The following is a 15,195-nucleotide window of genomic DNA, read 5'->3' on the forward strand; positions in this document are numbered from 1 at the left end:
CTTCTAAAGAGAAAAACTCCCCGATTTCGGTAAAAACAACCTTTGGTTTTTGTAAACAATTTAATAACAACGAATGATATATATATTTATAACGGTAGTAGTTTTAGTAATTAGTTTAATCATATACATTGAAAAACAAGAAAGATTAAAAAGAAAAGAACTTGAACGTAAAAGATTGGAAGCTAAACAATTAAGGATTAAAAAAGAGGAAGAACTTGCAGAACTTCATATAAATCAAAAGAGCGAACTCGATCCTTTATTCTCTAAAATAGACGAATATAACAAAGCACTTTCTGTTTTTATAGAAAGTCCAAAATTTATATCCAATTACGATTTATATAAATTTAAGGAGATTCACAATCCTTTATCAAAAAAAATCAATACTCTTGAATACAAACACTTACCTAACTTTGATAAGGAAATAAAAACCATAAACCAATTTATATCAAATTTTAATAGTTTAGAAAGTAGTATTCAACAAAGAAATAACGAATATGTAATAAAAGAACTAAAAACTTCAGATAATATTTTAAGCGATATTGAAGGTAAATCACTTGATGTACAGCAAAGGAAAGCGGTTGTGATAGATGAAGACAATAACCTTATTATTGCAGGAGCTGGTTCAGGAAAAACGACAACTATTGCAGGAAAGGTAAAATATCTTACGGAAAGATTGAATGTAGATAAAAGTAAAATTCTATTGATTTCATTCACTCGCAAATCGGCAAAAGATATGATTGATAGGATTAGAATGAAAATGAATATTGACCTACCTGTTATGACTTTTCACAAACTTGGTAAAGATATAATTGCAGAAGTAAATGGTGAAGCTCCTGAAGTATTTGATCCAAAGAAAGTTGATATAAAATCATTGTTACAATCCTTTATAAACCACTCAAAAAAGGATGCAAATTACTCAAATAAACTATTAGATTTTTTATCATATTTTTTAAAACCATACAAATCATTAGAGGAATTTAAAACTGATGCAGAACATAACAATTATTTAAAAGAGCAAAAATTTGAAGGTTACAAAATTATTCAAACAACCACAAAAGATGGTGTCGAGATAAAATATCGAGAAAGATTCAAAAGCCAAGAAGAAGTATTAATTGCTAATTTTTTATTTAGAAATCAAATAGAATACCAATACGAAGAAAAATACCAATATAAAACAGCGAGTAAAATGTTTGGTCAATACAAGCCAGACTTTTATTTACCGGAATATAAAATTTATATCGAACATTTTGGTATTGACAAAAACGGAAAAGTACCTGATTGGTTTAAAGGTGATGAAACTAAAACAGCACAAGAAAAATATTCAGAAGGAATTGAATGGAAAAGAGCTGAACATTTAGAAAATAATACTAAACTATTAGAAACCTATTCTTGGGAGCAAAAAGAAGGGAATTTAATTAAAAACTTAACTGATAAACTAACTAATCAAAACGTAAAGCTAAATCCATTATCTGATGATGATTTATGGAAGTATTTAACTGAAAACATTCCCGAAGATATTGATGTATTTACACAATTAATCAACACATTCTTGGTGCTTTTTAAATCAAATAATGAAAACATAAAAACATTAGCATCTAAAGCATTACAAGACAATGATAAAAGAGCTATTTATTTTTTAGAAATATTTGAGCCTATTTATATTAACTATGAAAACTACTTGAAAGAAAAAGAGGAAATTGATTTTAGTGATATGATTAATATAGCAACTAAAACTATTACAACTAATCAATATACTTCTGATTATGATTATATTATTATTGATGAATTTCAAGACATATCTAAATCCCGTTATCAATTAATCAAAGCTTTACTAGACCAAAAACCATCAACTAAACTATTTTGTGTTGGTGATGATTGGCAATCCATTTATCGTTTTGCAGGAAGTGATATTGGTATATTTACAGGTTTCGAAGAATATTTTAAAACTTCAACTTTAAAAGATTTTAATAGAAAAACTAATAGTTCTATTATTGAACAAACTTATAGATTCGACAATAAACTGATTAATGTTTCAAGCAATTTCATACTTAAAAATCCAAATCAAATTGTAAAAACATTAAAATCAAACAAACAAAGTGATCTTGAAGCAATAACATTTCATAAGTACAATGATGCAGATAAGAAAGGAACTAATCAATATATAGCACTTGATAAAGCAATCAAGGAAATCATAAAAAGTAATCCAAAAAGTAAAACTTCAATATTATTTTTAGGTAGATATGAATTTGATTATAAAGCTTTAACGAAGTTAAATTATATCAACATTAGATACGACAATAAAAATAGACCTTACAAAATCACTTATGTAAATAATGATCTATTAGACTTGAATTTTATGACAGTCCATTCTGCTAAAGGATTAGAAGCAGATTACGTTATAATTTTAAATGGTAATTCAGGAACTTACGGTTTTCCTTCTGAAATATCAGACGACCCATTATTAAATTTCTTATTATCAAAAGCTGACCAATTTCCAAATGGGGAAGAAAGACGTTTGTTTTATGTTGCAGTAACAAGAGCAAAAAAACACGTTCATATTTTATCAAGCATTGAGAACTCTTCAAAATTTGTTGATGAAATAAAAGAAAACGAACCTATTACATCAATAAAATGTGATTGGTGCGATAATGGTAAACTAATTGAAAGAAAAGGTCCTTATGGCTATTTTTATTCCTGTAACAACAGTTATTACTGCAATTACACAAGAAAAATAAATACAGAAGATTTTACATCATTAGCAAAAAACTTCACAGATAATAAGGATTTTGAAAAGGCAATAGAATATTTAAAAAAAACATTAGAACTCGATAATTCAAAAGCCACTGTTCACTATGATTTAGCAAGGGCCTATGAACAAAATAAGCAATTAAAAGAAGCGATTTTCCATTATAATAGTTTCATAAAAATAGACACCAATAATGCGTATTCTTACTATTGGAGAGGTAGTGCATACTATGATTTAAAAGAATATGAAAAAGCAAAAGAAGATTGGTTAGTTTTTAATAATCTAAAACCAAATGCTAACGCTATAAATTATTGGCTATCAAAAGTCTATTTTGAAACAAAGGATGCAATAAAAACATTAGAATTTATTGAGAATGAAATAAAAACAAATCCAAACAACAAGGATGCAATAAAACTCAAAAACAGCTATTTAGAGCGTTTACGTGATAAATACAATACAAAAGAATCAACGGTCAATTCAACAGAATTGCAAACTATCAAAGTTTACATTCAGTTAGCAATAGATTTTGGAATTAATATCAAATTCAACTACCATAAAAATGTTCAATTCGAAGGAGGATTACAAAGTTTAAGAACCATAAGCCCTACTGGCTTTAAAACAATGGGACAATTCGATTCAGTATGTGTATATGGCTATTGTTATATGCGCAAAGAAGAAAGAACTTTTAATTTAGATCGTATTTCCGATTTAATAATGAATCCAAATAAAATTGAGTTTTGGTCGGAATAACCGATAATGAATAATTAAAAGCTACTACCACAAATAGTGCGTCTTTTTAAAATAAATTATACTATAAAAAATGAATGTAATAGAAAAAATACTTCAAGAAAATTTAACCATTGAATCAGAAAACTTACTAATTTACGTGACCTCCTAGATATGTATAAAGATAATTTAAACTTTTGTGTAAATCTATTTGAGGACAAGACATTCTGCTCGCACAGGGATTTTAAACAAAAGTAGTATATTTGTTTTAGCAAAGTCGCACTTGCAATAAGAACTATTATAAAATCCAACTATAATAAGACGTGCGACTCTTTGATTAGTTGTTTTTTTTGCATTATGGAAATTTGGAAAAAAATAGATGGATTTGATAACCCATATGAAATCAGTAGCTTAGGTAGGTTTAAAAGAACACCAACACATATCACTCACGGTAACGAAAACGGATTTGGAAAAATGATAGTTTGTTTGAGAAAAAATGGAAAGCTAAAACCATTTAACGTTTGCTTTTTGGTAGCTTATGCTTTTTTAGGACACAGCGAATTTAATTTTTTTGAAACAGTTGTTCACAAAAACGGAATCAAAACCGATAACAGACTTGAAAATCTTGAATTGATTTCACGATTTGAATTAGCTAAACCAGATGCTACGGATTTGTCCAACGTAGATAGTGCGGATATTTTATCCGTACCCATAAAGATAATCAAGTAACAAAAAACTACAACGATAAAAAGTTGTAGTTTTTTTTTGTAATAAAAATAAAATAACTGCAACTAGGCTGGATTTATTTTAGTAGCCAATCTTTGTATGACGGAATACAAATCCACACTATCTTTGTAAATATCTAGGACGTAGGGTTTATTGAATTAAGAAACTATAAAACAACACTATGAAAATCGCAGGAGAATTAACAATTAAAGACTGGGAAGATTTAGAAAAAAATTAGACCAAAACAATGATGAATTATGGAGTTTAGCCTTTCATTTTTTTGAAGAAAGGATAAGAACAAGATACTTGAATCCAATAAATGCAATTTTGGATTTAAAACTAAATAACGGTGAGGGATTTGCTGTTGTTAATTTGCAATGCTCTTTAATTGAAACTATCGAAAGTTTTATAAATGGTTGGAAATACGAACACCCACACTTTATTAAAATGGATGGAAATAGTTTTAGAGGAAATAAAAACGTTTTTATGTCATTTTTTAAAAATCATAATGCATTTAAGTTAATGGAGTCAAAATCTTGTGATTTTTATATAAATGTAAGATGTGCTTGTTTACACGAAACACAAACTAAAAATGGTTGGACAATTCATTCTGACACAGAGCAAACTAATCTTGTTTTTAATGGCGAGAAAATAATCTTTAGAGAAAATTTTCAAAAAGCCCTTGAAAACTCAATTTCTGATTATAAAAAAGCAATAATTGAAGGTGTTTCATTTAACAATATTGATAGTAGCACTGAATTAAGAGATAATTTCAAAGCAAAAATGAACAATATCTGCGATAAATCATAAACTATGAAAATAGCAATCCTCGGTTGGGGTTCCTTAATATGGCTACCCAAAGAATTAAAATTTGATACCAATATAGGCTGGAAAGAAAATGGTCCTGTTTTACCCATTGAGTTTGCAAGAATCTCCAAAGATGGGCGATTAACATTGGTCATTACAGCAAATGGAACAGAAGTTCCAACATTGTATTCAGTTTCTAGTTTTGACAACCTTGATTTGGCGGTTTTAAATCTTGCCGTTCGCGAAGGTTCTGGGAGAATGAGCATTGGTTATTATAATAAAACTAAAGATGAATTTTCATCAATAGAATTTTCGTTTAAAGAAAATATCAAAAACTGGATTCAAACCACAGATTTTGATGGCGTAATTTGGACAAATCTTCCTGAAAAATGGATTTTGAATGATGAAAATGAAACGAAAATTGACCCAGATGAACGAGTTGATTATTTAAAAAAACTGAAAGGAAATCAAAGTGCTTTAGCCGAAGAATACATCCGCAACACCCCAAAGCAAATAGCCACCAAGTACAGAAACCAAATAATTAAAACTTTGGGTTGGGAATAAAACAAAACCCTGATGACTCTAGTGTAAAACTCCCAAAAACTTAAAAGAAGTTGACTAAATGTTTAGCACTTTAAAGCAAATTTACTTAATTCAAAAAAAATGAACGAAGTTCAAAAGCATAAAAACGATTATAAAACAAGAAATTTTACAATAATTATAAGATTTATATGATAGAATTTTTAACATATTTAGGTATTGGAATTATATCTAATTTCATTGGTCCACTTGCCAAGCAATTATCCATTGGCAATAAACACTCTTTAAAAGAAAATAAAAACAAAAGTTGGTTTTACAGATACTCATTTATTATTTTGATAAGATGCGTTATGACCATTTTTTATCCTATTTTTTATTTTAGTTATTATATACTAAAAAGAAAACCACAAGAACCAGGTTCATTCGAAGATAAACTAAATACTAGTTTAGTAAAAAGATTAAGAGAGCTTGGCGAATATAACAATACAGCTCCTACAGAGAACATTAGCGATGAAAAGATTATTGAAATATACACTCTAATTTGTTCCTCATTCAGAAAAGCTAGCTCAGAGAAACAAGAACGAATTCCGGCTAATAATTTGAACACAATAGCTATGAAATTTTTTAAAGTATATGAGGAATTTGGGAAAGATTTTATGCAGGAGCATTTAGAATACGAATTAAAAAAATATACTACCGAAGGACTAAGGCCAGAATATCAGCGAGGAATTTCATTATTTTAAACCCTAATTTAAAAATGACACCAGAACAACTAAAATTAATACAACAACTTGCAGAACTAGGAGATGTTACCATTGTAAAAAGAGGTATATCGGGTCTTATTAATGCTATTTCAGAAATGGATTGTAAAGCAATTGAATTAATTTTGGAAGACAATGTCAGTTATCAAGATACTACGAAAATAATTTTTCTTCAAAAACTGAAAGAAGTTTTCGCAGATTTCCAAAAAGAGGACAATAAACTTATTCCTTATGAGGGTAAATGTATTTCCGATAAATGTACAAATAAAAATAAAAAAGGGATTGCCTTTGTTGGCAATAAATCAGGGCGTTACATTAATTTCATTATTGAACAAAATGAAGATAGCACAGTAAAGGACATATACACTTGTTCGGTTTTTTGCACTAATGAGAATGTTATCAATGAAAATAAAAGAAAACTTGATATTACGGTTTATAATGATGAAAAAGTAAATTTTACACCTTCATCTACATATAACTATTTAAAAAATAAATCAATCACTGCTCTGAATGAAATAAAGCAACTTAATGACTGTGAAATTTCAAAAGAACAAATAATTACTTGGATTAAAAGCTATGAAGAATTATACAATTCTATGAATTGGATAAATAATTATTACAAATATCATTATTCGTTTTACGAGCTTTATTATCATATCAATGAAGTTTATAAATTCTTAATGATTGAAAATGAAGCTAAAATAGCGATTGATGAATTTAAATATGTTGGTCTTGATAACGAAATAGATTTATTAAAATGGTTAGTAAAGTATGAACATTTATATTACGAATTGATATTATTATGTGCTAATATCGTGACTGAGGAAAGTTTACAAACAGGCAATTGTGTTTTACATAAAGACCATACTGTTTACTTCAAAACAAACATTTTACAAAACTGCATTGATTTACAAGAACTACTTGAAAAGCATTATTACGAAAAATTAAATAAATACAATACACTTTCTCAGGAAGAACAAGAAAATCAAATGCCTTTTGATGATGATTACGAAAAAACTTCATCCTTAAAATATCATTTACAAATAAGAGGAATTATCTAATCATTATCTCATTCAGCTGCACAAAACTTTCATTTAGTCCAAGTATTCCTAAACTCAAGTCTTTGTTTGCTTCATTTCGCTAATTACGTTTCCAATAACAAGAACATTCTTTTTCGTTCGGTGGTAAAAAAGACGTTTTACATTTCAGTAGTCACCCCTTTGCCAACGCTCCAAAAAAAATTACTGGCACAGTTTTTATCAAAAACACGTACGCTTCGCAACTTGCGCCAGTAATTTTTTCCCCCAAGCTGTGTGTGTTACATAATTGAGTATTATAGTTCATTACAAAGCTTTTATATTGTTTTTTTGGTTTTTGCAATGAACTATAATATGGAAAGTTATAAAAAGTAGATTTCGGATTTTGAAAAAATTCGCTTAAACTATACCTATTCCTTCGACCAATATCCTCTCTTCCACTTAAAGTGGCTATGATGTCTGTAGATTTATTAGAAAAAAACTTGGCAACAAGCCAAACCATACAAGAATTTAAGAACAAGTCTTTAGGGATTATACCAAACGAAGACTTGATTGCTTTTTCTGAAACCATAGAAAAGTTTCAATCTATCTATCACGAATTAGTAGTCCAACCAAATATCTCGACTCTTGAAGTGGATATGTTGCCTATTTTTTTATTTCCACAATTAAAGCGACAATATTACGTTAATTAATAATCATAACTTATAAAAGTGTCATTATTACTACAATAAAATAATAGAAAGATGAAATAAACAAGAAATACTGTAGCTAATTACGCTTAGGAAATACTTTCTTTTATCTTATTAATGTTTGTAAACTAATTAGGGGAATTCGCTATAAAGGACGGTAATCCTCATAAAAAATATAGTTATGATGAAGTACTCGTTACAAAACATCATTTTAGAGATTCATAACAAGGAGGATAAGATTTTATCGCAAAATAAGAGATTGATTGATGAAGCTTACGAAATGACCTTGTACCTCCAAGACTTGTTATTTACGGTCAAGAAATACGTTATTGAAGAGGGATTTAAAAATGATGAAGAAGAGATATATTTTTTCCATACCATTAAGCCGAAAATCCTTGGAAAGCTAATTTATTACAATAAGGTATACCGCATAGAAACTGGTTGCCCTGTTAATAATGGTAAAATATATCACAGCTATTTTACAAGCCGTTTACAGGAATTGAAAAAAGAATACGATGAGCACATTTGTAATTCAGATTTTTATAGATATTACCGCTCAGGAAGGACTGATAACGATGAAGTTTACTTCCGACTTGGCAACATCAATTATCACGATGGACTTAATAGTTTCGTATTTGAAATAGATTCTCAGTTCTCTACTTTTTATGACTATAAAATTGCTCGAATTATAGCAAATGAGTTATTGTATAATTACTTGCTAACAAAAATTAATCCCGACGAAAATCCTGATGTGATTTTACAAAATTCTGAATCAACAAAAGATGTTTTTTGGACAGATAGCAAAAATGCACTTATCGAATTGGTGTATGCTCTTTATGCTTCAGGAGCTATTTCTCACGGCAAAATTGGTATCCGAAAAATAAGCTTAATGTTTCAGATACTTTTCCGAGTTCCTCTTGGAGATCTGCATCACTCTTTCCACCGAATGAAAACACGGGTAGGTTCCCGAACTGCATTTTTAGACCAGCTCAAAATATCCCTCGAAGAATATATGGATAAAGAGCTTTAGCGGTTCAATACAGTAATTTCAAAGCAGTACACAAAATGTACTGCTTTTTCTTTGCCCATATCTGCCAATTGGCAAATGTTGGCAAAACTCCATTAGAAAATATGCAAAATGCCTCAAAACCCTTATTAAACAAGGTTTTTTTCTATTTATAAAAATTTTTAAAAAACCGCCAAACCAATTGGCAGGGATTGGCAGACAAACACTACCACCTTTCACAATTTTGCATAGTGAACTTTAAATGCTGTGCAATGAAAATAATAACTATTGAGGAAGAAGCCTGGCAACAGCTCAACAGCCGTATCAATGCCATTGCCGACTATCTGAAAAGACAGGAAGATAAAAGCTATGATGACCTGTGGCTCAATAACCACGAAGTATGCCAATACCTGCATGTCAGCGAAAAAACCCTCTGGCGTATGCGTACCAAAGGCGAGATAGCTTATTCAAAAATCTATGGTCAATACTTCTATACCATTGGAACTATTAAGGATATGCTCAACGCCAATGCCATACAGAGCAGTGATGAATTTGTGCAGGAACTTATGGCAAAAGGCAAAAGCTATATCGAAAAAGGCAGAAAGCTAAAGACAGATAAAAAATAGGTATTAACCCTTAAAAGTATATCCCTATGAATATAGATAGAATGGAATTTTTGGCGTGGATGGAACGCCTGATGGGTCGCCTTGATATGCTGGGCGACACTATAGACGAATTACAAAAAAAACGTAACAGTATAGACGGTGAGGAATTATTGGATAATCAGGATTTGCTCCAAATGCTAAAAATCAGTAACCGTTCCCTGCAACGGTATCGCTCCATCGGCAAGCTGCCTTATTATACCATTAGCGGAAAATTGTATTACAAACTGTCTGATGTGCATCAGTTTATCAGGGAGAGTTTTAATCCTCCCATAACTAAACTGAACGCCAATAAGTGACAAATACTGCCTTTGACTGCCACTTTAGGTAATGCAATGAACGCTTCCTTTATATTCGGCATAGAACTTAAAATTTTCGGATTATGAGTAAAGAAACAACAAATAAACAGGAAATGCCCGAACAACTATCGGACATATTATTGGTGCTGGATAAAGAAAAAATGAAAATCCAAGCCGTAAAGAGTATGGACGAAAACGGGAAAATGGAAACCGTTGAACCAACGAAAAAGAACCAAAACCAATTTATGCGTGTGGACAAAAGTGGTGATTTCTTCTCCAATTTCTTCTCCAATTTTTTTAGCCAACTGAAGAACCCAACCAATTTGTCATTTTTTAAAGTATCGGCTGATGAAGCTTTAAATAAAGCACAGGAAATGCAAAAGCAGGTAGATAACCCAACACCCGAAGGTGAAAAAGTGATGAAAGAGCACGAAGTGAAAACCGAAAATCAACTAGATAAAAAACAAGTAAATCAAAATAATATGGAAACAGCACAAACAACGCCGGAAACAAGCGAATACCGCTACAAGCCGGAACAGATTGATTGGGACACAATGAACAATCTCGGATTAAGTAAAGAATACCTTGAAAAAAGAAACCTTCTTGAACCTTTATTGAAAGGCTACAAAACCAATGAGCTTATACCTGTGAGCGTTAATTTTGGCACAGCCATTCTCCGCACAGATGTACGCTTGTCTTTACAGGTAACCGAAGACGGAAGAGTAGTTCCTGCATTGAACGGCATTCGTAAAGAACCGAACCTCAACTTTGAGTTTTTCGGATACAAGTTTACGAATGAGGACAAGAAAAACCTACTCGAAACAGGTAATATGGGTCGTGTGGTTGATTTAAAAAATTCCAAAACAGGCGAACTGATGCCCTCTATTATCAGTGTGGACAGGCTTACCAATGAGCTGGTTGCATTACGAACGGATTTCATAAAAGTCCCCGATGAAATTAAAGGCGTGAAATTGGACGATACCCAAAAGCAAACTTTAATAGAGGGTAAACCGCTAAAGTTAGAAGGCATGATTTCTACGAAAGGAACTGAGTTTTCGGCAACAGTACAGTTCAATGCGGACAAGCGTTATGTTGAGTTTCTTTTTGATAGAAGTAATTCTAATAAGCAAACGCAAAGCAACGGACAGAACAATCAACAAAGCAATCAGCAAAGCAATCAGCAAAATCAACCACAGGAAGCTCCAAAAACATTCCGTGGTAAAGAACTGACCGATGAGCAAAATAAGGATTTCAAAAACGGTCAAACCATTTACATTGACGGCTTGACAGATAAAAAAGGACAACCTTATCAAGGCTATATCACTTTCAATAAAGAAAATGGGAAAACCAATTTTGAATTTCCCAATCAATACAAGGAAAGGATAAAACCTACTGAAGCCCATAAAACACAAACTGCCGTCAATTCAGAAGGCAAAACCAATGAGGCAACCAAAAACATCAAAGAGCCATTAAAATCAGGACAAAAAAATCCTGATAGCAAACAGCAACAGGAAGAACAGGAAAAACCCGAAGCACCTGCAAAGTCCAAACGCAGAAAAATGTAACAAGAAAAAAATCGTGCGAAAAGCCAAGTACTATAAGGATTAAACAAAAAAATATTTGTTATGAATAAACAATCAATTAGCGAACAATATTCGCAGGAAAAAAGGACTGATATCCTCTTGATAATGAATAAAGGGGACAATAAGATCTATGGTATGAAGGGCGTTGGGAAATATGATGAATTTGAAACAGCAGAAGTAAACCTGAAAAATCAAGAACAATTTAAGCTGTTCGATAAAAATGGTAGTTTCCTTATGGAATTTCTGATCGAATTCTTTTCGTCGATGCAAAATCCAATCCAATTCAGATTTTTTATTGTGCCACAATCCCAAGCAGTGGAGTTGTCGGATAAAATTCAGTCAGGTGTCAATAATTCATCTAAAGAAGACAAATCATTGGTACAGAAATATGAATTGCAAATCGATCACTTATCAGGACGATTGAAAGCAGGAAACGAAAATTTCGACATTCAAAGGAAACCGGAACAGCTAAAGACACCTGCTAAGTCCAAAGGCGTAAAAAGATAATCAAGTATGAAAACAATCATTGCAGAAAAACCAAGCGTAGCAAGGGAAATAGCCGGCTTGTTAGGCGCATCCGAGAAAAAGGACGGCTACCTAACAGGTAACGGCTATTTTGTTACGTGGGCATTTGGACATTTAGTAGGATTGGGAATGCCCGAAGATTACGGAATATCAGGTTTTCAGAAAGCCTCACTTCCGATACTCCCCAATCCATTCTTACTAACCGTTCGTAAAGTTAAAAAAGACAAAGACTATACCGCTGATACAAGAGCATTAAAACAACTGAAAGTTATCGAACAACTTTTTAATAAAAGCGATAGCATTATCGTAGCAACCGATGCAGGTCGTGAGGGCGAACTCATCTTTCGGTACATTTATGAATACCTGAAATGTAACAAGCCCTTTGAACGGCTTTGGATAAGCTCTCTTACCGAAAAAGCCATTAAACAGGGTTTTGATACTCTTAAAGATGGAAAAGAATTTGACGGATTGTATCAGTCGGCACAAGGCAGAAGCCGTGCCGATTGGCTTGTGGGTATCAATGCTTCACAGGCATTGAGTATTATCGCAGGCAATGGTATCTATTCGCTCGGAAGAGTGCAAACGCCTACATTGGCTTTGATATGCAAACGCTATTTGGAAAATAAAAATTTCTCGGTACAGCAATATTGGCAGATACAGTTATCGCATAACAAAGAGTTGATAGATTTTAAAAGCATTTCCAAAACCAAATGGGAAGACCAAAAACTTGCCGATGATGCGCTGAAAGCCATTCAGCGAAGTGGAACAGCAACAATTACATCGTTAGAAACCAAAAGCGTTACGGAACAACCGCCTTTATTGTTCGACCTTACTGGCTTGCAAAAAGAAGCCAACAAAAAACTGAACCTTTCTGCTGAAGAAACGCTGAACATTGCCCAAAGTTTGTACGAAAAAAAGTTTATCACTTACCCACGTACCGGAAGCAAATATATTCCCGAAGATGTATGGACTGAAATTCCCAACCTAGTGAGGGCTTTGCAGGACAAAGAAACCTACAAGCAAGCCGTATCAAAAATGAAATGGGGACGTTTCAATAAACGCATCGTGAACGACTTGCGTGTTACCGACCATCACGGATTATTGATTACAGATAAAATCCCGTCAGCACTGAACGCAAAGGAAAATGCCGTTTACGATATGATTGCCTTTCAGTTGCTCGAAGCTCTTTCACAAGCCTGTATCAAGGAGATAACCGATGTCAGTTTACAGGTATTGCATTACGATTTTACAGCAAAAGGCTGTAAGATTACAGAAGCGGGCTGGCGTTCCATTAAAGGTAGTTTTTCTGATGATGACACCGAATATGTACAGGATTTGCCCGAACTGAAAAAAGGCGACGAACTCAAAATCAAGGAAGTCACCGTTTTGGAAAAGAAAACCAAACCACCTGTTCTTTATACCGAAGCAGGGCTATTGTCAGCTATGGAAAGTGCTGGAAAGAAAATCGAAAATGAAGAGGAACGGAAAGCCCTGCAAAATATAGGCATTGGTACTCCAGCTACAAGGGCATCAATTATCGAAACATTGTTTACACGCAATTATATCCAAAGGGAAAAGAAGTCTTTAATCCCAACCGAAAAAGGATTGCAGGTATATGAATTGGTCAAAGATAGAAAAATCGCAGACGTGGTAATGACTGCCGAATGGGAATTGGCATTCCATAAAATCGAAAACAACGAAGCAGATGCAGGGGTATTTCTAAAGGAAATGGAAACTTACGCTTCATCTATTACCAATGAATTGTTGCAAACTTCCATTGCCCAAAATAACCTACCTAAATTGGTTTGTCCGAAATGCAAAAGCCAACAACTTATTATCCGTGATAAAATTGTCAAATGTCCCGATGAGACTTGTAATTGGGTGCAGTTCCGTAATGTATGTGGCGTACAAATCGGTATAGCCGATATTGAAAGTCTTGTCAATAAAAGGAAAACTTCACTCATCAAAGGGATGAAAAGCAAGGCAGGAAAGAAGTTCGACGCCTACATCGTCTTAAATGACAAAGCAGAAAGTTCCTTTGAGTTTGCCAAAAATAAAAGCTACAAAAAGTAATGGAAAATAAGCCTACCATTAGCACAATGGAAATCAGAAATCTGATTTACTCCATACGTGGAAAGCAAGTGATGCTGGATAGCGACCTCGCTTCCTTATACGAGGTGGAAACAAAGAACCTCAACAAAGCCGTAAAAAGAAATATTGAAAGGTTTCCTGCTTCTTTTTGTTTTCAACTGACCGAAGAGGAAGTTGAAAACTTGAGGTTCCAAATTGGAACCTCAAGTTTGAGCTACGGAGGAAGACGTTATTTGCCTTATGTTTTTACAGAACAAGGGGTTGCAATGGCTTCTGCCATATTGCGTTCAGATATTGCCGTTAAAGTCAGTGTTGAAATTATGGAAGCATTTGTAGAAATGCGTAGAACGATTATCAGCAACGCTTCTTTGTTTCATCGTTTGGACAAAATTGAGCTAAAGCAATTAGACACTGACCAAAAATTTGAAGCCATTTTTAAGGCGATGGGAAGCGACAAGCTCCACAGCGAAAAAGGTATTTTCTACAACGGGCAAATTTTTGATGCCTATACCTTTGTATCGGATATTATCCGGAGTGCTAAAAGCTCCATTATCCTGTTGGATAATTATGTCGATGACACGGTACTGACCTTATTGGGCAAACGGAATAATAATGTAACTGCAACTATCTATACCAAAAACATCAGCAATCAGTTACGGCTGGATGTGCAACGGTACAACAGCCAATATCCCCCGATTGAAATTGAGTTTTTTTCCGATGCTCACGACCGCTTTTTAATTATTGACGATACAGATCTTTACCATATCGGAGCATCACTGAAAGATCTGGGCAAAAAATGGTTTGCCTTTTCAAGAATGGATATTGAGGTTGGCAGGATGCTACAAATATTAAATAACCAATAAATAAACCCTCTGATAATTTGGAGGGTTTTTGCTTTTCATTTCTTATCGTAAACAGCATTTATACGCCAAAGCCCGCCTCTCAAAGCCAAACCCTGCCACATTTTAAAGGCTCTTATCTACTGCTTTAATTTTAG

The 15,195-nt window shown here is 32.7% G+C and carries 14 protein-coding genes; all 14 read left to right on the forward strand.

Annotation, left to right across the window (positions count from 1 at the left end; genetic code table 11):
* Positions 1-73: 73 nt before the first annotated feature.
* The 14 genes from KOE27_RS25835 (at position 74) to KOE27_RS25900 (ending at position 15,061) form a co-directional block, all read left to right on the forward strand.
* Positions 74-3,496: a UvrD-helicase domain-containing protein gene (locus tag KOE27_RS25835; RefSeq protein ID WP_215241788.1), complete on the forward strand. Its 3,423-nt coding sequence runs from the start codon at positions 74-76 to the stop codon at positions 3,494-3,496.
* Positions 3,497-3,829: 333 nt separating this feature from the next.
* Entirely contained in the window at positions 3,830-4,201 is a 372-nt protein-coding gene (locus tag KOE27_RS25840; RefSeq protein ID WP_215241789.1) for an NUMOD4 domain-containing protein, read from the forward strand.
* 324 nt (positions 4,202-4,525) lie between these two features.
* Positions 4,526-5,008 (forward strand): hypothetical protein, encoded by a 483-nt coding sequence (locus KOE27_RS25845; RefSeq protein WP_215241790.1) that lies wholly within the window; start codon positions 4,526-4,528, stop codon positions 5,006-5,008.
* A gap of 3 nt (positions 5,009-5,011) precedes the next feature.
* Positions 5,012-5,569, forward strand: coding sequence for a hypothetical protein (locus KOE27_RS25850; RefSeq protein WP_215241791.1), 558 nt, complete (start codon positions 5,012-5,014; stop codon positions 5,567-5,569).
* A 167-nt stretch (positions 5,570-5,736) separates the two neighbouring features.
* Positions 5,737-6,288 carry a hypothetical protein gene (locus KOE27_RS25855; RefSeq protein ID WP_215241792.1) on the forward strand — a complete coding sequence of 184 codons (552 nt, stop codon included), beginning with the start codon at positions 5,737-5,739 and terminating at the stop codon, positions 6,286-6,288.
* A 14-nt stretch (positions 6,289-6,302) separates the two neighbouring features.
* On the forward strand, positions 6,303-7,367 hold the full coding sequence (locus KOE27_RS25860) for a hypothetical protein (protein ID WP_215241793.1): 1,065 nt from the start codon (positions 6,303-6,305) through the stop codon (positions 7,365-7,367).
* A gap of 428 nt (positions 7,368-7,795) precedes the next feature.
* Positions 7,796-8,035, forward strand: a complete 240-nt coding sequence (locus tag KOE27_RS25865) for a hypothetical protein (protein ID WP_215241794.1) — start codon at positions 7,796-7,798, stop codon at positions 8,033-8,035.
* Between the two features lie 178 nt (positions 8,036-8,213).
* Positions 8,214-9,062: an RteC domain-containing protein gene (locus KOE27_RS25870; RefSeq protein ID WP_456305216.1), complete on the forward strand. Its 849-nt coding sequence runs from the start codon at positions 8,214-8,216 to the stop codon at positions 9,060-9,062.
* Positions 9,063-9,310: 248 nt separating this feature from the next.
* A complete protein-coding gene (locus tag KOE27_RS25875) occupies positions 9,311-9,664 on the forward strand; it encodes a helix-turn-helix domain-containing protein (protein WP_072938690.1) in 354 nt (117 codons plus the stop codon).
* Between the two features lie 26 nt (positions 9,665-9,690).
* Positions 9,691-9,999, forward strand: coding sequence for a helix-turn-helix domain-containing protein (locus KOE27_RS25880; protein ID WP_072938693.1), 309 nt, complete (start codon positions 9,691-9,693; stop codon positions 9,997-9,999).
* An 83-nt stretch (positions 10,000-10,082) separates the two neighbouring features.
* Complete coding sequence (locus KOE27_RS25885) at positions 10,083-11,564, forward strand: DUF3945 domain-containing protein (RefSeq protein WP_215241795.1); 1,482 nt, start codon at positions 10,083-10,085, stop codon at positions 11,562-11,564.
* 60 nt (positions 11,565-11,624) lie between these two features.
* A complete protein-coding gene (locus KOE27_RS25890; RefSeq protein ID WP_072938699.1) occupies positions 11,625-12,089 on the forward strand; it encodes a hypothetical protein in 465 nt (154 codons plus the stop codon).
* 6 nt (positions 12,090-12,095) lie between these two features.
* The gene (locus KOE27_RS25895; protein ID WP_072938702.1) at positions 12,096-14,180 is read left to right on the forward strand and encodes a type IA DNA topoisomerase; all 2,085 of its coding nucleotides are present in this window, start codon (positions 12,096-12,098) and stop codon (positions 14,178-14,180) included.
* A gap of 26 nt (positions 14,181-14,206) precedes the next feature.
* Positions 14,207-15,061, forward strand: coding sequence for an ORF6N domain-containing protein (locus tag KOE27_RS25900; protein ID WP_255573965.1), 855 nt, complete (start codon positions 14,207-14,209; stop codon positions 15,059-15,061).
* Positions 15,062-15,195 lie beyond the last annotated feature (134 nt).

The sequence above is a fragment of the Dyadobacter sp. CECT 9275 genome (assembly GCF_907164905.1).
GTDB lineage: Bacteria > Bacteroidota > Bacteroidia > Cytophagales > Spirosomataceae > Dyadobacter > Dyadobacter helix.